The 19,092-nt window shown below is 36.9% G+C and carries 19 protein-coding genes; 1 reads left to right on the plus strand and 18 read right to left on the minus strand.

The annotated features are described in order from the left end of the window. Nucleotides 1-95: 95 nt before the first annotated feature. The 11 genes from AC4G3O_RS18920 to AC4G3O_RS18970 form a co-directional block, all read right to left on the minus strand. Entirely contained in the window at nt 96-833 is a 738-nt protein-coding gene (locus AC4G3O_RS18920; protein ID WP_151675546.1) for an AAA family ATPase, read from the minus strand. 237 nt (nt 834-1,070) lie between these two features. Next, nucleotides 1,071-1,640, minus strand: a complete 570-nt coding sequence (locus AC4G3O_RS18925; RefSeq protein ID WP_491136574.1) for a hypothetical protein — start codon at nt 1,638-1,640, stop codon at nt 1,071-1,073. Nucleotides 1,641-1,669: 29 nt separating this feature from the next. After that, nucleotides 1,670-2,173: an SMI1/KNR4 family protein gene (locus tag AC4G3O_RS18930; protein ID WP_491136575.1), complete on the minus strand. Its 504-nt coding sequence runs from the start codon at nt 2,171-2,173 to the stop codon at nt 1,670-1,672. 312 nt (nt 2,174-2,485) lie between these two features. Then, the gene (locus AC4G3O_RS18935) at nt 2,486-2,923 is read right to left on the minus strand and encodes a GNAT family N-acetyltransferase (RefSeq protein WP_491090814.1); all 438 of its coding nucleotides are present in this window, start codon (nt 2,921-2,923) and stop codon (nt 2,486-2,488) included. A gap of 97 nt (nt 2,924-3,020) precedes the next feature. Next, nucleotides 3,021-3,410: a hypothetical protein gene (locus tag AC4G3O_RS18940; protein ID WP_491136576.1), complete on the minus strand. Its 390-nt coding sequence runs from the start codon at nt 3,408-3,410 to the stop codon at nt 3,021-3,023. Nucleotides 3,411-3,596: 186 nt separating this feature from the next. Beyond that, nucleotides 3,597-3,830, minus strand: coding sequence for a hypothetical protein (locus AC4G3O_RS18945; RefSeq protein ID WP_151675536.1), 234 nt, complete (start codon nt 3,828-3,830; stop codon nt 3,597-3,599). Between the two features lie 119 nt (nt 3,831-3,949). Beyond that, nucleotides 3,950-4,495, minus strand: coding sequence for a GNAT family N-acetyltransferase (locus tag AC4G3O_RS18950; protein WP_491136577.1), 546 nt, complete (start codon nt 4,493-4,495; stop codon nt 3,950-3,952). 159 nt (nt 4,496-4,654) lie between these two features. Then, the gene (locus tag AC4G3O_RS18955; RefSeq protein ID WP_148631143.1) at nt 4,655-5,440 is read right to left on the minus strand and encodes a helix-turn-helix domain-containing protein; all 786 of its coding nucleotides are present in this window, start codon (nt 5,438-5,440) and stop codon (nt 4,655-4,657) included. A gap of 140 nt (nt 5,441-5,580) precedes the next feature. Continuing rightward, nucleotides 5,581-5,715, minus strand: coding sequence for a hypothetical protein (locus AC4G3O_RS18960; RefSeq protein ID WP_491136578.1), 135 nt, complete (start codon nt 5,713-5,715; stop codon nt 5,581-5,583). Nucleotides 5,716-6,180: 465 nt separating this feature from the next. Next, nucleotides 6,181-6,369: a hypothetical protein gene (locus AC4G3O_RS18965; protein WP_491089866.1), complete on the minus strand. Its 189-nt coding sequence runs from the start codon at nt 6,367-6,369 to the stop codon at nt 6,181-6,183. A gap of 226 nt (nt 6,370-6,595) precedes the next feature. Next, complete coding sequence (locus AC4G3O_RS18970; RefSeq protein WP_066108443.1) at nt 6,596-7,435, minus strand: tyrosine-type recombinase/integrase; 840 nt, start codon at nt 7,433-7,435, stop codon at nt 6,596-6,598. Nucleotides 7,436-8,311: 876 nt separating this feature from the next. Between AC4G3O_RS18970 and AC4G3O_RS18975 the strand changes: the two genes are divergently transcribed. After that, nucleotides 8,312-8,998, plus strand: a complete 687-nt coding sequence (locus tag AC4G3O_RS18975; RefSeq protein WP_491136579.1) for a hypothetical protein — start codon at nt 8,312-8,314, stop codon at nt 8,996-8,998. Between the two features lie 74 nt (nt 8,999-9,072). Here AC4G3O_RS18975 and rlmD read toward each other — a convergent pair whose 3' ends face one another. The 7 genes from rlmD to aceA form a co-directional block, all read right to left on the minus strand. Further along, entirely contained in the window at nt 9,073-10,449 is a 1,377-nt protein-coding gene (gene rlmD, locus AC4G3O_RS18980) for a 23S rRNA (uracil(1939)-C(5))-methyltransferase RlmD (protein ID WP_491136580.1), read from the minus strand. Nucleotides 10,450-10,691: 242 nt separating this feature from the next. After that, on the minus strand, nt 10,692-11,672 hold the full coding sequence (locus tag AC4G3O_RS18985) for a diacylglycerol kinase (protein WP_491136581.1): 981 nt from the start codon (nt 11,670-11,672) through the stop codon (nt 10,692-10,694). A 96-nt stretch (nt 11,673-11,768) separates the two neighbouring features. Then, nucleotides 11,769-13,931 carry a GDYXXLXY domain-containing protein gene (locus AC4G3O_RS18990; RefSeq protein WP_491136582.1) on the minus strand — a complete coding sequence of 721 codons (2,163 nt, stop codon included), beginning with the start codon at nt 13,929-13,931 and terminating at the stop codon, nt 11,769-11,771. Between the two features lie 229 nt (nt 13,932-14,160). Further along, nucleotides 14,161-15,591: an Asp-tRNA(Asn)/Glu-tRNA(Gln) amidotransferase subunit GatB gene (gene gatB, locus AC4G3O_RS18995; RefSeq protein ID WP_490558886.1), complete on the minus strand. Its 1,431-nt coding sequence runs from the start codon at nt 15,589-15,591 to the stop codon at nt 14,161-14,163. Then, a complete protein-coding gene (gene gatA, locus AC4G3O_RS19000; protein WP_491136583.1) occupies nt 15,592-17,061 on the minus strand; it encodes an Asp-tRNA(Asn)/Glu-tRNA(Gln) amidotransferase subunit GatA in 1,470 nt (489 codons plus the stop codon). A gap of 16 nt (nt 17,062-17,077) precedes the next feature. Next, nucleotides 17,078-17,368, minus strand: coding sequence for an Asp-tRNA(Asn)/Glu-tRNA(Gln) amidotransferase subunit GatC (gene gatC, locus AC4G3O_RS19005; protein WP_066108467.1), 291 nt, complete (start codon nt 17,366-17,368; stop codon nt 17,078-17,080). Between the two features lie 434 nt (nt 17,369-17,802). Beyond that, on the minus strand, nt 17,803-19,080 hold the full coding sequence (gene aceA / locus AC4G3O_RS19010) for an isocitrate lyase (RefSeq protein ID WP_139892755.1): 1,278 nt from the start codon (nt 19,078-19,080) through the stop codon (nt 17,803-17,805). Nucleotides 19,081-19,092 lie beyond the last annotated feature (12 nt).

Consider the following 19,092-nt stretch of genomic DNA (forward strand, 5'->3'; position numbering starts at 1 on the left):
AACCTGCCCCGTTACTTCCATAAGAAATTCAACACAAAAAGGCATTAATCCTTCTTGGACCAATGTCTTTGTTAGCGGAGTAAGCTATATTTTTATTAATCCTCGTCATTTAAAAATAACTCTTCTAAGTACCTTTCCTTTCTATCTAAAAAACCCTTTGTTATTTGATAATGTTCTGTGTCTTCATATCTGACACTTTCGATTACATTGGAATCAAAACTAAAGATGTGTGCGTTTGGATACCCCAGAAGAATAGGCGAATGTGTGGCGATGATAAATTGAGCGTTTCCGCTACTCACCAATTGATAAATAACTCTCATAAATGCTAATAGGCGAGCTGGTGATAATGCTGCCTCGGGTTCATCCAATATATAAATGCCCTTACCCGAAAAACGGTTTAAAAATAGCGATAAAAAAGATTCTCCGTGAGACTGGTGGTGTAATGATTTACCTCCATATGCTTGATAAATAGTCGGGTCTTCCTTGGCTAGTTGATCCAGATGAGACGCAAAATGATAAAAACTTTCAGCCCTTAAAAAGAAACCTTGATTGATTTTTGGCAACCAAGACAAACGAATGTATTTTCCCAAAGCAGCGTGGGATGAATCTACATCGTATATATTGTTTATTCCTCCGCCTGCTGTATTAAACCCACATTTGTAAGCAATTGCTTCAAGCAAAGTAGATTTTCCTGAACCATTCTCCCCTACAAAAAATGTTACTTCACTTTTTAAGTCCAATGTATTCATTCCTCTAATTGCAGGCACAGTGAATGGGTACGTATTTAAATCAGGTACTTCTTCTCGTAAAAAAGTAATTCTACGTAAAAACAACATTAGTTACACTCCACTTTTTAATTTAATGGGTATTGAGGTATTTCTAAAGCAACCTGTCCCGCTAGTACAATAATAAAAAAACTTTTAAAAATGATTCTGGTAAACTCATAATAATGGCCTACTATTAAGATTATGTTACCACAATAATCCAGTTCCTTCTTCTGCTATCCTGCCCCTTTAGTAGCATAAGAAAAAAGAGCTGATCACAGCCCTTGATATGGAGTAATTCCCCCGTTAGTTCAATAAACAGGTTACTTTTTCTTCAGTCTTTCTAGAGAAATTATATAAATCCCCGTCATCAAATCCTGTTGCAAATACGATTTCTTTAGGAAATTTCGAAGGGTTAGCGACCAAATATGTATTTGCAAAAGTAATAGTTGACGAAATCGTTAGAAATAATCCTAAATAAAACTTATCATCCCAAAAATCATACAAGTCATTATACAGAGTTATACTAGGGTATCTATCTTTAGGGAAATAATCATTATTACTTGCCCAATCATCATCATCAAATTCCCATTCTGTTGAACCTGTAATATAGAGTTGAATACCGGTCTCATTTTCAAAAAGACCAAAATTAAAAGCTTGAATACTCTCTTGTGCTTTCTCTTTCACAAATAATTTGTTAAGCCAACTCTCAAATTGTTTATAGCCAGTAGATAGTTGATTTTTAAAATTACTTAAATCTACTGTATTATCTATATTTCTTGCGTACTTTTCGAGTATGTCATACCCATTTTTTAAAGTTGGGATTTCTTTTATTAACGATTGTAACAATTCATCCACTTTTTCAATATCCGACATATCGCACCTTCTTGACCTTATTGATTTTACTATTCCAGGATTATGCCATTTCTAAAGAACTCCACAAGAGAGTCAGCTACTTTTGCTTTACCGTGCTTAAGAATTTCATCTGGATTGTTTCCTACATCGTGATATATTTGAAATACAGGTGGGTTTTCAGAATCAAAATTAATAAAATAGGGGTCTCCAGAACCCGTTGGATCTCCGCCTATGCAGACATAACCTCTTTCTAAAATTTGTATACCTTGATATGCTTCAAAAGAGTTATCTATCATATGACTCGGCTGATATATTTCTACATATTCTATCCCATCATAATCTTCTTTAGGTTCATATGCTTGCCAACCAATTTCCATATGAATTAATGGAAGTTCGGAAATTAATTTACAATACCAACTTGGAATCTTATCCCCAAATTTGTCATTCAAAAGTTGGATTTCTTCTCTTGTAACTGTTCTCCCTAAATATTTTTCACCTGATTTTTTAGCTTTTTCAATGAAGTTTTCGGCTTCTTGAAAAATAATTTCCGACATATAATCACCTCAAAATTTTATACAGCAAAAGTTGCTGTTCTTAACGACTTGTTTGTTTCTACTGTTGGAAATAAACAGGATGTGACCATCATATGTTTTAAATTCTTCACAGAACCCATTTTAATCGTGGCTAGTAAATGTTATCTCTAAAAACGCCTCCAAAAATATGATTTATAGTCAAATTATAACATTTCTTTTCTTTAAGGATAAATTGTTATTCAACTAACCTGCCCCGTTTCTACAATAAGGAATTCAACAAAAAGAGCATTAATCCTTCTTCGATCAATGCCCCCGTTAGTTGAAGAAGGAATTTTAAATTTTTAGCTTTAAACCTTCGTGCGTTGCTTTAAAACCTAATCGTTCATAAAATCTTAACGCATCTGGTCTTTTTTTATCTGATGTCAGTTGTACCAAATGACAACCACGTTCTTCTGCGCGTTGAATTGCCCATTTTATAAGTTCAGTACCTACACCCTTTCCTCTTACAGAAGCAGATGTCCTCACTCCTTCGATAGTAGCTCTCAATCCACCTTGATGTGTTATATAAGGTGTAAAAGTAATTTGCTGTACCCCAATCACTTCATTTCCGTCACAAGCCACTACTAACTCATTATTAGGGTCAGACGTTATAGCCTTAAATGCTTTTATGTAACTATTAGGAAGTGGATGCTCATAACGCTCACGTTTATTTCCCATAACATCATCTGCAAGCATCGCAACAATGCAATCTAAATCTTTTTCAGTAGCCATTCTGAACCATATTTTTGTATTCAATCAAATCCACCTCTTATTAGTAAACCTTTTTAGTAGAGCACCAGTTAATTGAATAAGAAATAAAGAAATAATCCTATGATAAAGCAATAAATAAACATAATATGAAGTTAATACCTGATAATGGTGTCATAACAAATTTCTCTTTCTTACTCCGAGATATTAGATTTGCTATTGTATTAAGACCAAGGAAAATTGTAATAACCCATACTAATATTTTTGTAGGTAAAAAATCCAAACCAATTAAGACATTAGTATGTTGTAGAAAAACAAATCCCATAAATAACAGAATCAAAGCATTTGCAACACTCACAATACGTAATTTTTTAGGTAAAACCTTATAATACCCACCCATTGCATATTCACCTAAAGGATAGCCTAAAGAAAGTAGCACTTGAAAAACTGCAATGGACACAAACAAAATCACCACAATAAATGATGACATATAGAGAAATTCCGCTTCCATTCACTATCTCCTTCCTCTGGGCTTACTCCTACATATGAAAAAACATTCAGAATATATCAGTATTCAATGAATAAGGCTTATAGAACTAACCTGCCCCTTTACTTCCATAAGAGGTTCAATATAAAAGAGCATTAATCATTCCTGAAACAACGGCTCCGTTAGTTTAAATACATTTGAAACTAATAGTTATCCAACGTAATTCTTAAAACACCAACCCACAAGAATCATACTCACTATTCCCCAAGCTGTGGTACTCACTATCCACCAAATTACCGATTTTGCTTTAGCCTTTGAACTTTCCTCGTCTTCCATATTTGCTTTTATAAAAGCGACCTTACTTTCCATACCTTTTTTCATAGAAGCGAGAACAACAAATCCGATTATTATGAAACCAATAGTTATCCAGAATAATAAGTCCACCTTTTATAACTCCCTTTCTTTTCAATCCTCTTTATTCAACTAACCTGCCCCTTTAGTAAAAAGCGACTGCTCTTAATTCACAATCGCTATCCATTAGAGGATTAAAGTTGTATTTTGAACTACTTCCATTCATTAGCCAAAAGACCATAAATTACGTGGTCTACATAGTGGTCATAAAGCCACTCTGCTTGTCTTATATGACCTTCTTCCTTAAAACCGAATTTTTCTGGAAGTGCTCTACTCTTTTTATTTCCAACTGCGACTCTAGCTTCAATCCGATTAAGTTTGAGGTCATTAAAACCGTAATCAATTAAAGATTTAAATGCTTTCGTCATTATACCGTTTCCCTGGAATTCTTCACCTAACCAATAACCCACCACACCAATTTTATTTGCCTTATATATTTCATTAAAACCAATTGTACCTGCAATTTTACCGTTATATATAATTGCAAACGATTGAGGATAACCATCATTCTCGATAAGCTCTTTATATCTTGATTGAATATTTTGTAGAGTATCTTCTACACTTTTAGTATAGTCGAGCCACCCCAACCACTCTTTTAAATAGGGCTTAGAATTTATCGTTAAATCAAAGAACTCAGCTGCATCATCTCTATTAAACAATCTCAAAGAAACTTCATCATCCACCTTATGCATTAACACGATTTATTACCCGCTTTCTTCTTTTCATAGATATAAACATCATTATAATTTTAGCAAATATTCAATTAATTTACATTAAATGCTATTGCACTAACCTGCCCCTTTAGCTGCATAAGAAAAAAGAGCTGATTACAGCCCTTGATATTGAGTAATGCTCTGTTAGTTGAACAGACGTTTACTTATTTTTTTCATAAATGTGTTACTTAAACGATTAATATGTTCATCATTTTTCACTAATATTCTATATGCATCTATTATTGATAATGTACGAATTAATGTGTAAATACCAATAGCAATTAAAGCTATAAAGATTGGATAGTAAGGCGTCAGAATACCTGTTGGTACTATTGCCTTTCTTACTAATAAAAAGGAAATTCCGCCTGCTGCAATAGAACATATTCCAACCAACATCACTACGGCATACTTTTTCTTAATATCTTCATACCTAACTTTCAGTTCTTCAAGAAAATTTTGATCAAATATTAAGGATTCTTTCTTAAGAATAGTATATCGATCTTCCTCTATAAAACCTGCTGTAATCGCTCCAATTCCGAGAACAGCAATAATACTAATTAGGATAGTAAAAATTACGGGATCTTGTTTAAAAACGAAATAAGGTATAGTGGATAAAATAAGAAGACTAAAACCTACGGCGAAGTATTTTGACATTTTACGTTGAGATAGCAGATAACCTTCTGCCATCTCTTTGCTTACATAATATCCTTTTTCGTTTTCTTTACTTTGTTCAACGGTATCTTTTAACAAGTAATCAATTGACACCTCAAAAATATTTCCAAGCATTAGTAACTTTTCAGTTTCCGGAAAACCTTGACCATTTTCCCATTTACTTATAGCCTGCCTCGTAGTGTTCAACTTCTCTGCCAAGGCTTCTTGGGATAAGCCTTTCTCTTTTCTAAGTTTAAAAATTTTTTCACTAAAAGTCATATATAGCACCCCTTTCTTTTGATAGTTAAATTGTATTAAAACATCACTATGAGTTCCATATTTAGGGAGATGCACTTTGTCAACTTACGGTTGCGATTATGTTATTAAGCTAACCTGCCCCGTTTGTGAAACAAGACATATTAATGTTTATCCCGTATTTCCTTTAAAAGTTCTATGACCATAGAATTTTGTTTTTGAATCGACTTTAAACTCTTTTCTATCGTACTTGTAGAGATAACTAATACAATTAAAATGGCTATTCCAACAAAGAACAATCCAATCTCCTCCAAATCAACACTTTTGTAATAGTTTACCATTTAAACTATCTACAACTATCCTTATTAAGCTAACCTGCCCCCTTAGCAGCATAAGAAAAGACCGTCAATTTGACAGCCGTGATTTTTTTAATATCCCCGATAAAAGGGAGTGGAACACACCCCAGCAGGGTGGTCCTTCTGCGAATCATAGGATACTGAACGTTACCACAGCAATGATCGCATAAGCTGCTAAGGCGGTAAACAGCAATTTCTTTTTGGTCCATCGGTACGATTTTGCCCGACTAACACTTAAAACTATAATCAATAGCATCATCAGAAAAAATGCATTAACTTCCATATTAACTCTCCTTCAATGTTTACTCACTATCTCACAATCCATATATTACCATAATAAACCGATTCCTTGTTGAACTAACCTGCCCCGATTATGGAGAATTAGAAATTTACTAGGAATATTGATCACTATTCAAATATATGAGGTTTTTCTGCTTTCATAGATATGTGACCACATTCGGTGCAAACATTAACAAGTATCTTAGAACCACCTTTCCAATCCAGTTTTTTAGCTGGTTGCAAAGTGCCTCCAAATCCTGCCCATCTAGCTTCTCCTATTGCTGCACTACCGCATTCTAAACACTTCCGTTCCGTCATTTTTTCGCCTCAATTCCGTTATTTTTGATATAATAATTTATTCCATTACCTAGACATTTTTGAGCACAAGTTAAACAACACACTTCATTTAACCTGCTCCGTTACTACCATAAGAAATTCAACAAAAAAGGACATAATCCTTCTTCCGCTAACCTGCCCTTTAGCTCTATAAGAGGTTCAACATAAAAAGGCATTAATCCTTCTTGGATCAATGCCCTTGATCGTATCAGAAAAACTTTTTATATAACTCCCTTCGCAATGCCCCACTTAAATAAGCGTAAATTTTAGTCGTTTCGCTCTTTTCGTGTCCCATCAAATTTTGAATGACTTCTAAAGGTGCCCCATTATTCAATAAAGTAGTGGCATAACTATGTCTCAACTGATGGGGGTGAATACTTTTATTGATGCCAGATCTTTTCGATATCTGTTTTATGATATATCTCATTTGAGCTATGCTCATACGATGAGGAGCACGTACGGTTACAAATAAAGCTTCTTGATCATCTGTTCTCTCATCCAGGTACCTCTTCAACCAGATATCACACCTAGTATTAAAGTAAACTTCTCTTTCTTTATTTCCCTTACCTAAGACAATTACGGACTGGTTAGAAAAATTAATAGATTGTCGATTCAAATTAACGGCTTCCCCAATTCGACAACCGGTTGAATACATAAACTCGAACAATGCATTTTCTAATGTTGTATCACAAGCTTCTCTTAAATGCTCAATTTCTACTTCAGTTAAAAACTTTGGTATGCGGACATCTAGTTTCGGTTCTTTAATTTTCGCGGCTGGATTACCATTCAGGACATTTACATCTTGAGCCCATCTAAACAACGACTTTATAAAACGTATCCTATGACTCAGGCTAGCAGCCTTTAATTGATCAGCAACATTCCCAAGATAAAGCTTTAATGAATCGGTGGTTATTTCATCAAGGGATCGATCACCGAGATTCCGGATTAACAAGTTTAATTGGACATTATAGGCTTTTAAAGTCTGAAATGAATATCCTTGGATCTGTTTATCAGCTTTATATAAATCCCACGCTTCAGATAGTATCATCCTATTACTCTCCTAATCTATTTTTATCAGTATAGACAAATAGAAAGGAAGTAATACTCCAATTTTATTAAATGATTTCTTATGAAACTTTTTTATAAAAGATAAGATTTATAAGGTTTTATTTAAAAACCACGAGGGCAATTCTATTACTTAACTCCACAGGTACTACAAATTTTGGTAGAAAAAATTACTTGTAAATCTAGTGAGGAAATTAGGATTAAGTATCACTTCGTAATTCCTTTGTAAGAAACGAAAAAAGGCAGTGCCCCCTATTTAGAGGGCTTACTGCCTTATTTTAAAATAAGTTGCGAGACACACTCTACGTGTGTGGAATGTATGTGGCAACACAATGGGATGTTGGTGGGTTTATGTTCAACAGCTTCTCTCTGCAGACATTAAAAAATTAAATTACAGAGATCTGCACTTATAGTTGAGTAAGGAAAGGTACAATAACAATCGTTACAGAAGAATTTAAATATAATTAACGAAATATATTAAATATAAAAATATTTTTGTCTATTTATTCACATAAGCTTGAAATTATATTATTCTAATATAGTAAAGGTGATTAGGTTTTTTCTTTTGTTGTTCTCAATACTTCCTACTATCACTTTAATAAAGTTACTAGCTCTTCTTTTGTTCAAACATATCCATTTAATCAGAATGGCCATTAGCAGGAACCTTACAAGTAATATATAGAAATCCCTACAGTTTGAATCTACTACTTAAGTAGATAGGAAATATTTCCCTTTTTTATTCTAGCTTTCATTTCTTTTTTTCATTGTTATTTATTTTCTTCCCTTTAAGAATAAATATTTCACAACAAAATAACACCGCTCACTATAATTTAAAAACATCTATGAAAGGAAGAACATCGTGACTAAAGTTAAATTATTTATTATTGGAGCAGCTTCTACAGCAATTCTTGTAGGATTATTTTTAGTGTTTTTCGGAGACTCTGAAGCAAAAGAAACGATTATAGCCCCACTAGGGAAAGACATCTATAAAATTACTGAATTAGAGGTTGGAGCTATACAAGATATCGTTAAAGAGACTTACATAGCAGGTAACCCAGTGACAACTACTATTAAACCTGTTGATAAACAAGGGAACTTTTTCTATAACGAGGTTATGGGAATGCAAAAGGTAGTTGAATTGAAATATAAGGCCATAGTTAGATGGGGGTATAAAGGTGAGTTTGATGAAAAAACAGTAGAATACAATGAGAAAGAGAAGATACTAACAATTAAAGAGCCTCAACTAACTGCATTTTACGCAAAAGAATTAGTTGAATCTGATGAAAATTTAGGCTGGGTACAATCCATACTCTCTCCGACTTCCTATGATGAAGCAAAAATATATGATGAACAAGCTAACACAGTTATCGAGCAGACAATTAGAGATAATATTCAAACAGGTAGAGAAAAAGTGCAAGGTCATTTAAAAGACGAAATAAACAAATTAATTGAAAATGAAACAATCAAAGTTCCTATCAGAGATATCAAGTTCGAAGAATCGGAAGAAGAGCTAGATTTAGTTAACAAAGAACTAGAAGATCTTTAAATCATTAACAAGAATCTGGATAAAAAACTGAATGAAAATAAGGATAATAAGGCAGTGCCCTGTGGGGCACTGCCTTATTTCAATACTAATTTTGCTACACACTCCACGTGCATCGTTTGCGGGAACATATCCACAGGCTGCACTTCCACCGTTTGATATCCATGCTCCTCCAAATACATTAAGTCACGTGCCAATGTTGCTGGGTTGCAGGAAACATAGACGACTTTTTTCGGCTTCATTTCTGCGATGGTGTTTAAGAGATTTTCGTCACAGCCTTTACGTGGTGGATCGACAACTAATACGTCTGCTGTGATTCCTTCTTCGTACCAGGCCGGGATGACGGTTTCAGCACTGCCTACCGAAAAGTCGACATTGGTGATGCCGTTTAGTTCTGCGTTCTTTTTGGCGTCTTCGATTGCTTCTGGGACGATTTCGACTCCATATACCTTTTTGGCTTTTTGTGCTAAAAATAAGGAAATTGTACCGATTCCGCAATAAGCATCAATAACCGTTTCGTTACCTGATAGATTCGCATACTCCAGCGTCTTATCATAGAGAACCTTCGTCTGAGTAGGATTCACTTGATAGAAGGAACGCGGAGAGATGGCAAATTTTACATCGCCGATATAATCATAGATCACTTCTGCTCCCCATAATACTGTTGTTTTCGACCCGAGAATAACATTTGTCTTCAAGGAATTCACATTCTGAATAATGGATTTAACCCCAGGAACTGCGTCTATAATCTCTTTGATGATTTCTCTCGCATGCGGGAGCTCAGGTGTTCTTGTTACAAGGACGACCATAATTTCACCAGTCACTTGTCCATGACGTACCATAATATGACGAAGCAATCCTTTATGATTCCGTTCATCATAGGCACGGACACGGTACTTCTCACAAATCATTTTCACGGTCCTGATTGTATCGTCATTTTCAGTTACCTGAATCAGACATTCATCCATATTAATGATTTCGTGTGAACGTTTCGCATAAAATCCAGCAACTAAGCCGCCTTCCATTTCTCCAACAGGTACCTGGGCTTTATTACGATAATTCCATGGCTGTTCCATACCAAGTACTGGATGGACCGGTACATCAGGCAATTTTCCGATTCTCGCCATAATTTCCCGAACCATTTTTTCCTTTGCCTTCAGCTGGCCTTCATAGGATAAATGCTGAAGCTGGCAGCCGCCGCATTGACGATAAATTGGACAGGGAGGCTCTACTCGATCAGGACTTTCTTCCAATAGCTCCATCAAGCGGCCAAAGGCATAGCCTTTATTAATTTTGGTCACTTTAATGCGGGCTTTTTCTCCCGGTAAACCAAACGGAACAAAAATAGGATACCCTTCCACTTTTGCAACTCCGGAGCCTTCATGAGTCAGATCTTCAAATACAACATCTATATAATCATTTTTTTGAATTGGCGCTTTTTTCTTTTCAGTCATTCTTTGCTAACCTCGATTTTTTATTGAGTACTCATGATTGTATCATAAAACAGGACAGACAGATAATCCATGGATTTTACCATAAAGTGAAACTTTGCTCAAACGGGTTTTCATTCATCTCCCATTGAGGAGTAGTTGAACTACTCGGGTTCTTGCTGGCGCTTATCTTCCAATTTAACTTCTGCTTACGTTTAATATAGAGGTGTTTATGCCAGTTTGAACGGGATAAAAAAACCAACCTCTTACAGAAGTTGGTCTAAATCTGGTTTATCAAATACTGCATCGTCTGAAACTAGTATATGCCGATCTGTTATTTTCTGCTTTTCGTGTACGCTTTCCGGCACGAATACATCCAAATGACGATAGAGGTTAACAAACTCAGCAGGTGCCAAACCGCCAAACTCTCCATCTAAATTTAACTGCAGCTTTTCGGATGAATGCACTTTAATGCGGTTTGCCTTCACATAAATCACGGATGGGTCATGAATATGCTCTCCGCGTAAAGCTAACGCTGCGATACGTACAAAATCTGGCAGGTTAATTTTCTTGAGAATTAAAAGTGTAAACATACCATCATTGAGGGAAGCATCTGGTGCTAAGCGTTCAAAACCAGCAACTGAGTTCGTGTTAGCAACAAGGAAAAGCATTGCATCACCTTCAAACAGTTTACCGTCATATTCTATTGACACCGGAGTCGCCTTAAGAGACGGCAGCAACATTTCCAATCCTTTCATATAATATGCCAGCTGTCCCAGTCTGGTTTTCAGCTTGCTTGGGACTTCATATGAAAGCTCGGTTAAGCGGCCACCAGCTGCTATATTGATGAAATAACGATTATCCATTTTTCCAATATCAATTGGAATCGTAAGCCCTTCTGCGATAGTTTCAGCAGCTTCAAGTATCGATTTCGTTGATATACGTAAGGCGCGAGCAAAATCATTTGTGGTCCCTACTGGGATAATTCCCAATTTAGGTCGGTATTCCTGTTCGGCCAACCCATTTACCACTTCGTATATCGTTCCATCTCCACCCGCTGCAATAACCACGTCATAGCGCCTTTCCACAGCAATTTGTGCCGCTCTTGTCGCATCGCCCGCTCCAATAGTTGCATGACAGGAAGCTTCATATCCAGCCTTCTCTAAAATTTCCAAAACCTCAGGTAACTGTCTTTTAAATGCTTCTTTCCCGGAGGTAGGATTGTATATTATCCTTGCCTTTTTCATAATTAATCATCATCCTATATTACAAATTCGGAGTTAATATATCTGTTAAAAAAATACCTCTACTATTATACATCCGTGATAAAACAATTGCTAATTTTACTTATCTTCGGGCAGATTTGATGACACACTGATCAAAATGGCATCCCCATTACTGCCGACTTTTATATTTGCATATTTAGCATTCTGTTCTACTTCTATCCCCGTGCCTTCTTCAATGAAAAAATTCTCAATGCCATAGGTAATCGTATTTCCATTTGCTTTTCCTGTAACAATCACTTGATGGTCATCTGTTCTTTCTTTTTTCGCTTCTTCTATAGTATCATATATCCCTTTCATTTGATAAATCCCTTTTGAATCCTTTTCCACAAGCACATATACACGATCATAATGCTCATCGGAATCTATCTGGCTAATATTATAGGATAATTGAACATAATCCCCCTGTAAAATAGAACGCGGGTCAACCGGCTCTACTTTTAGGATAATATCTGTCCCATTCCGTAAGATCGTTTCCTTCTGAAAAATTATCACGAACAGGATAATTAGCTGAACGAATACGATTGGTGCCCATTTACGCACACTCCTCAGGACAAATTCGAATCGCCCCGTGCTATTGTTTCTTTCTGTTTTCTTATCCAGATAAATTGCTATAGAGAAGAATATTGCTCCTACAATCGCAAAGGTAATCGACTTATGGAGCAGTGTCCAAAATAAATCATAGTATTTATAACCGAGGTATCCGATCAGATAAAGAATAGCAGCATACTCTAACCAGTGATTTCTTTTATGTACAACACGGTACGTAAAATAAACCAAGAAGAAAAGATAACTGAAATTGTAAAGGTAGTAAAGTACACTGTTTTCCGAGAAAAACGTAAGAATGAGCCAAAGTGTCAGAATTGCAACCAGGTTCCACCCTTTTGTATACGGATTTTTTAGCCAAAAGTAAAGTCCAAAGGCTAATGCAATCAGTAGAATGACGACCAACTCACCTGATATTCCTGAGAATAATTCATAAAGCAGGAGTACCACTGCATAAATCGTCCCACCTAAACCCAAAGGATATATGATTCTCTCCCTTTCACGCCAGGTTGTATAGCCAATCAGGAGTAAATAGATGATTAGAACAACGCCTGAGTGATACCACAGAATCGAAGATGAAATAAGCCATCCCGTCAACATCACTGTGTATCGGAGAATGGAATGCTCCCTGGCAATATGACTGCCAATCGGAACGAGAATGACCAAACTCACCATTAACCATGCGATATCCTCTCCTAATCCAATCAAATAAAGCATACCGATTAAAGAGGAGGATAAAAGTAAAACTGCCAAGAAAACAAAGACTAGCTTAATAAGTGTTGGGATAAAGTTATTTTCATCGTTTGTTTTGGAAGCAGTGAGTTTAGCCAGCCATTTAGAGCCCAAAATAACGAGGGTGATTGCAATAAGTAACCCAACAAAATAAGCTAAGAATCCATTTATCCATGATGAAACCATGATAAACTGCGCTATGAGAATGATGGAAATTCCTAAAGAAACAATGACAGTAACTACTTTATTCTGTCTGTTATTCATATAGTCATAGAAAATCCAGCCTGAAATGAGGGCAACTGCCAGATAGACAACGATCCCGATATAAGAAAAAGCATGATCCTCATTAAATAAATAGATAGATGTCCACCGGATAGTCAGTTCAATAGATAATAACTGAATCCAGGCGCTGGATAAATAAGAAATAAGCCTTGGTCCTCTTTTTGAGAAGCCATACAGACAAGCAATGTTTAAGATAATGACTCCCAGAAGAATTATTGTGTGCTCTGTATCACTTCTATCAATCCAGCTATTTAAAGGAAAGAAATACGTGTATACCGTTATATTCAAAAGTATGTAGGATTGAACAAAAAATATCGGATATTGGGTAAACACAGCTAACAGGACAGAGGGAATCAGCCACACTAAAAATAATGTATAGCTATCAGCGTGTGAATTATATACCTGCCCCAAAAGTGCTACCGCTACTCCAAATGCGATTGATCCTCCCCAAAATATCCAGGCTCCCACGTCCTGCTGATGCTGCTTCCATTTTGAAAAGCCATAGCTTACTCCGTAAAATAAAAGCATTAAAATTACGATTAATGCTATTTTCACATAGCGGTCTATTCCTCCCCAGTTGGCCGCAAAAAAATAAATGATCGCGCTCAACCCAAAGAGCAGCCCAATCAGGTAACTTGTTTTCGTCATCTTTTCATGCTTCAATCCTTTCACCCCTTTTCACTATCACGTATATTCTTTCTACTCATCAAAAAAACCTCCCCTTACCAAAGTTGTTAATACCTAAATAACTGACTAATCTGAAAATATGTATATATCTACCATAACAAACTTTCCGACAGAGAGGAACCTAAAAAAAGCAGACAAAGACTGTTGGCTTTCCAGCGATACTTAAAAAGCCTCCCATACATATAGGGAGGCTGTCAGTTACCATTTATCTTTTTTGAAGCTCTTCCATGATCAATTTATTGACCATTTGCGGATTGGCTTGCCCTTTTGTTGCTTTCATCATTTGCCCAACAAGGAATCCAACCGCTTTTTGCTTACCATTTTTAAAGTCCTCAATTGATTGAGGATTCTTATCCAATATTTCTGTGACGATTGTACGTAAGGCTCCCTCATCAGAAATCTGTACAAGACCTTTTTCCTTTACAATCGTTTCAGGATTTCCACCATGCTCCACTAATTCTTTAAATACAGTTTTAGCAATTTTCGAAGAGATTGTACCGTCCGTAATCAATTTGATTAAGCCAGCTAATCCTTCTGGAGTAAGAGCCGTGTCATGCAGTTCTTTTTGAGACGTTTTTAAGTAAGCTGAAAGCTCACCCATAATCCAGTTGGAAGCCTGCTTAGGTTCTGCCCCAGCAGCTGTGGTTGCTTCAAAGAAATCGGCTGTTTCTCTTGTTACAGTTAGCACACCCGCATCATAGGCCGGCAGTCCGAATTCTTCTGTATAACGCTTGATTCGTGCATCCGGCAATTCAGGAATTTCTGCACGCACTCGGTTTTTCCACTCATCATCGATATATAATTCGACTAAATCCGGTTCAGGGAAATAACGATAATCATCAGAACCTTCTTTAACACGCATTAAAAGAGTTGCCCCAGTTGCTTCATCAAATCTGCGAGTTTCCTGCTGAATTTCCCCGCCTTCATTCAATACTTCGGCTTGTCTTTGTTGTTCAAACTCAAGTCCTTTACGAACAAAGTTGAAGGAGTTTAAGTTCTTCAATTCCGTCTTCGTACCGAACTCTTCCTGACCATATGGGCGTAAGGAAATATTTGCATCACAGCGTAAGCTTCCTTCTTCCATCTTACAATCGGACACACCTGTGTACTGAATAATCGTTTTTAGTTTATCAAGGTATGCATATGCTTCCTCCGGTGTACGGATATCCGGCTCAGAAACAATCTCGATAAGCGGTGTTCCCTGCCTGTTATAATCACACAAGGAATAGCCATCAGCAGTATGTGTCAATTTCCCTGCATCTTCTTCTAAATGAAGACGTGTGATTCCGATTCTTTTCTTCTCACCATTTACCTCAATTTCAATCCAGCCATTCTCTCCAATCGGTTTATCAAACTGCGAAATTTGATAAGCTTTCGGATTATCCGGATAGAAATAGTTTTTACGGTCAAATTTTGTATCAGTCGCCACTTCACAGTTCAGTGCCATTGCTGCTTTCATCGCAAATTCGACTGCTTTTTTGTTTAATACAGGCAATACACCTGGGTATCCAAGATCAATGACAGATGTATTCGTATTAGGTTCCGCTCCAAATTGGTTCGGAGAGGATGAGAATATTTTGGACTCTGTTTTTAATTCAACATGGACCTCAAGTCCAATGACTGTTTCGTATTTCAATTACTCCACCCCCTGTAGAGACGGTTTTTGTTTATGAAAATCTGTCGCCTGTTCAAAAGCATGAGCAACTTTATAAACCGTGCTTTCGTCAAAATGCTTCCCAATAATTTGTAAACCAAGCGGTAGACCTTTACTGAATCCATTAGGAACAGAAATTCCCGGCACTCCGGCAAGATTAACAGGAATGGTTAAAATATCATTCATGTACATTGTCATCGGATCACTTGTGTTTTCACCCAATTTAAATGCAGGAGTTGGTGTAGTAGGTCCTACAATGACATCATACTGATCAAATACGTTTTCGAAATCCTGTTTAATTAATGTACGGACTTTTTGTGCTTTTTTGTAGTATGCATCATAGTAACCGGAGCTTAATGCAAAGGTACCAAGCATAATCCGTCTTTTCACTTCATCCCCAAAGCCCTCAGCTCTCGATTGCTTATACATTTCGAGTAAGTTCTGTGGGTTTTCCGTTCTGTGTCCATAACGAACACCGTCAAAACGAGAAAGGTTTGCAGATGCTTCAGAAGAAGACAATAAATAATACGCTGATAGAGCATATTTAGAATGCGGCAGAGATACCTCTTCATATGTAGCGCCCAATTTCTCCAGAACCGCCAATGAATTGAGGACTGACTGACGCACTTCCTCAGTCACGCCTTCGCCAAGATATTCTTTCGGTACAGCAATCCTAAGCCCCTTTACATCACCAGTTAATGCCCTTGTAAAATCTGGCACCTCAATATGCGCTGAAGTTCCGTCCATTGGATCCAGTCCGGCTATGGCATTTAATAAATAAGCATTATCCTCTACATTACGTGTAATCGGCCCAATTTGGTCCAATGAAGAAGCAAATGCTACTAAACCATAACGGGATACACGTCCGTATGTCGGCTTCATCCCTACAACCCCACAGAAGGAAGCCGGTTGACGGATAGAACCGCCTGTATCTGACCCCAGGCTAAATGGGACTTCACCAGCCGCAACCGCAGCCGCTGATCCACCTGAAGAACCTCCAGGCACACGTTCTAAATCCCATGGATTAGCTGTTTTTTTGTAACCTGAATTTTCTGTGGAAGAACCCATCGCGAATTCATCCATGTTCAACTTACCAATTGTGATGGTTTGCTCTTGTTTTAACTTTTCCACAACTGTTGCGTCATAAATCGGGTTAAAATTGTCCAATATTTTGCTGGCACAGGTCGTGCGAAGATTCTTAGTTACAATATTATCTTTAATTCCAATTGGCATTCCAAATAAAGGACCGCCGATTTCTCCGGAAACTAGCTGTTCATCCAGTTTTTCAGCTTCTTTGTATGCATTTTCCTCATTTAATGTTAGAAATGCATTTACATTGTCTTCAACTTTTTTTATTTTAGAAAAGGATTCTGAAACTAGATCTGTTACTGATAATTCCTTTTTACGAAGCGACTCATGCAAGTCCGCTATTTTACGATCAAATAAAGACATGATTTTCCCTCCCTGACTACTCCATTATTCCCGGTACACGTATTTGTCCATCTTGATGGTCAGGAGCATTTTTCAGTACTTCTTCCCTAGGCAATCCTTTAGATGCCTTGTCTTCTCTCAAGACATTCTTCATATGTAAAACATGTGTAGTAGGTTCGATATTTTCAGTATCTAACTCATTCAATTGTTCAGCAAACGTAATAATTGAATCCAACTGTTTTTGTAACCTTTCAGTTTCTTCTTCTGTAATAGCTAATCTTGACAAATTAGCAACATGATTTACTTCTTCTTTTGAAATGCGAGTCATTTCATACACCTCCATTTTGCTACGTGCTCCAAATACAATTATTATGATAATACCAAACTTTCGCGCGTTAAAGCAATCGGAATTAACCACAGAAACTAGCTTATAGACAATTAAATAAAGAAAGATGGAATTATTCCCCTGATCACCGAATTATTGCCCGGGAAAAGTTTGTCGTGATTTGAAAAATCCATTAATCTCAATTGTTGATAAAATACGACATACTACACCTTTTTATAAATCAATCTTCCTTCTTTGACCAGTCACTTATACATTTCTTTCAAAGACCCGATAGATAACTCAACCTTTTTCCACCTATGACCTGTTTTTTGTCAGCAGAATAGCTCGAAAATACTTCGGTTATTCAAATAGTTTGGAGATTCATTTTCCAAATATAAAAAAAGGAATCTGAATAAGTTTCAGATTCCTTTTGTATATTAGGCTTCTTGGAATTGCTCTTCTTCCGTAGAACCTTTTAGGGCCGTTGTAGAAGAAGTTCCTCCAGTAATAACCTGTGCTACTTCATCAAAATAGCCAGTTCCTACTTCACGTTGGTGTCTTGTTGCTGTGTAGCCGTATTGTTCGCTTGCAAATTCATTCTGTTGCAGCTCAGAATAGGCAGCCATTCCGCGCTCTTTGTATCCTCTTGCTAATTCAAACATGCTATGATTCAGGGCATGGAATCCGGCAAGTGTAACGAATTGGAATTTGTAGCCCATTTTCGCGATTTCCTTTTGGAAGTTTGCAATGGTATCATCATCCAATTTTTTCTTCCAGTTGAAGGATGGTGAACAGTTATAGGCTAATATTTTATTTGGATATTTTTCATGGATGGCATCGGCAAATTTCTTCGCATCCTCAAGATTAGGCTCAGATGTTTCACACCAGATTAAATCTGCGTATGGTGCATAAGAAAGTCCCCTTGCAATTGCTTGATCAATGCCTGCCTTCGTACGATAGAATCCTTCAGGAGTTCTTTCACCTGTGATAAATTCCTTATCAGTAGGATCAATATCACTTGTGATTAAGTCAGCTGCATCCGCATCCGTGCGGGCAATCAGAATAGTTGGGACACCCATTACGTCTGCAGCAAGACGAGCTGCAATTAGGTTTCTCACTGCTGTTTGCGTTGGAAGAAGTACTTTACCGCCCAAATGGCCGCATTTCTTTTCAGAAGATAGCTGATCTTCAAAGTGAACACCTGCTGCACCTGCTTCAATCATGCCTTTCATCAGTTCAAAACAATTCAACTGACCGCCAAAGCCTGCTTCAGCATCAGCAACAATCGGTTGGAACCAATCGATATCTTCTTTACCTTCTGAGTAGTGGATTTGATCCGCACGTTGAAGCGCCTGGTTTATACGTTTTACGACAGCCGGTACGCTATTGGCTGGGTATAAAGATTGGTCAGGATACATATTTCCGGAAAGGTTCGCATCTGCAGCAACTTGCCATCCGCTTAAGTAAATCGCTTTTAATCCTGCTTTTACCTGTTGGACAGCCTGATTACCTGTTAATGCACCTAGCGCATTAATATAATCCTCTGTTTTAAGGTAATTCCAAAGCTTTTCGGAACCTCTTCTTGCTAAAGTGTGTTCAATTTGCATGGAACCACGCAGTTTTAATACATCTTCTGCTGTATAAGAACGTTCAATTCCTTCCCATCTTTCATCTTTCCACTCAGCCTCTATTTGTTTAATCAGTTCTTCTCTCATCTTTTGTACTTC

Source organism: Bacillus sp. z14 (2026), assembly GCF_058313575.1.

What these genes read in the sequence shown, in the direction of transcription:
- AC4G3O_RS18925 (WP_491136574.1), bottom strand. Translation starts at nt 1,640, where the DNA reads ATGTCGGATATTGAAAAAGTGGATGAATTGTTACAATCGTTAATAAAA.
- AC4G3O_RS18930 (WP_491136575.1), bottom strand. Translation starts at nt 2,173, where the DNA reads ATGTCGGAAATTATTTTTCAAGAAGCCGAAAACTTCATTGAAAAAGCT.
- AC4G3O_RS18935 (WP_491090814.1), bottom strand. Translation starts at nt 2,923, where the DNA reads ATGGCTACTGAAAAAGATTTAGATTGCATTGTTGCGATGCTTGCAGAT.
- AC4G3O_RS18940 (WP_491136576.1), bottom strand. Translation starts at nt 3,410, where the DNA reads ATGGAAGCGGAATTTCTCTATATGTCATCATTTATTGTGGTGATTTTG.
- AC4G3O_RS18955 (WP_148631143.1), bottom strand. Translation starts at nt 5,440, where the DNA reads ATGACTTTTAGTGAAAAAATTTTTAAACTTAGAAAAGAGAAAGGCTTA.
- AC4G3O_RS18965 (WP_491089866.1), bottom strand. Translation starts at nt 6,369, where the DNA reads ATGACGGAACGGAAGTGTTTAGAATGCGGTAGTGCAGCAATAGGAGAA.
- AC4G3O_RS18970 (WP_066108443.1), bottom strand. Translation starts at nt 7,435, where the DNA reads ATGATACTATCTGAAGCGTGGGATTTATATAAAGCTGATAAACAGATC.
- rlmD (WP_491136580.1), bottom strand. Translation starts at nt 10,449, where the DNA reads ATGACTGAAAAGAAAAAAGCGCCAATTCAAAAAAATGATTATATAGAT.
- AC4G3O_RS18985 (WP_491136581.1), bottom strand. Translation starts at nt 11,672, where the DNA reads ATGAAAAAGGCAAGGATAATATACAATCCTACCTCCGGGAAAGAAGCA.
- gatA (WP_491136583.1), bottom strand. Translation starts at nt 17,061, where the DNA reads ATGTCTTTATTTGATCGTAAAATAGCGGACTTGCATGAGTCGCTTCGT.
- gatC (WP_066108467.1), bottom strand. Translation starts at nt 17,368, where the DNA reads ATGACTCGCATTTCAAAAGAAGAAGTAAATCATGTTGCTAATTTGTCA.
- aceA (WP_139892755.1), bottom strand. Translation starts at nt 19,080, where the DNA reads ATGAGAGAAGAACTGATTAAACAAATAGAGGCTGAGTGGAAAGATGAA.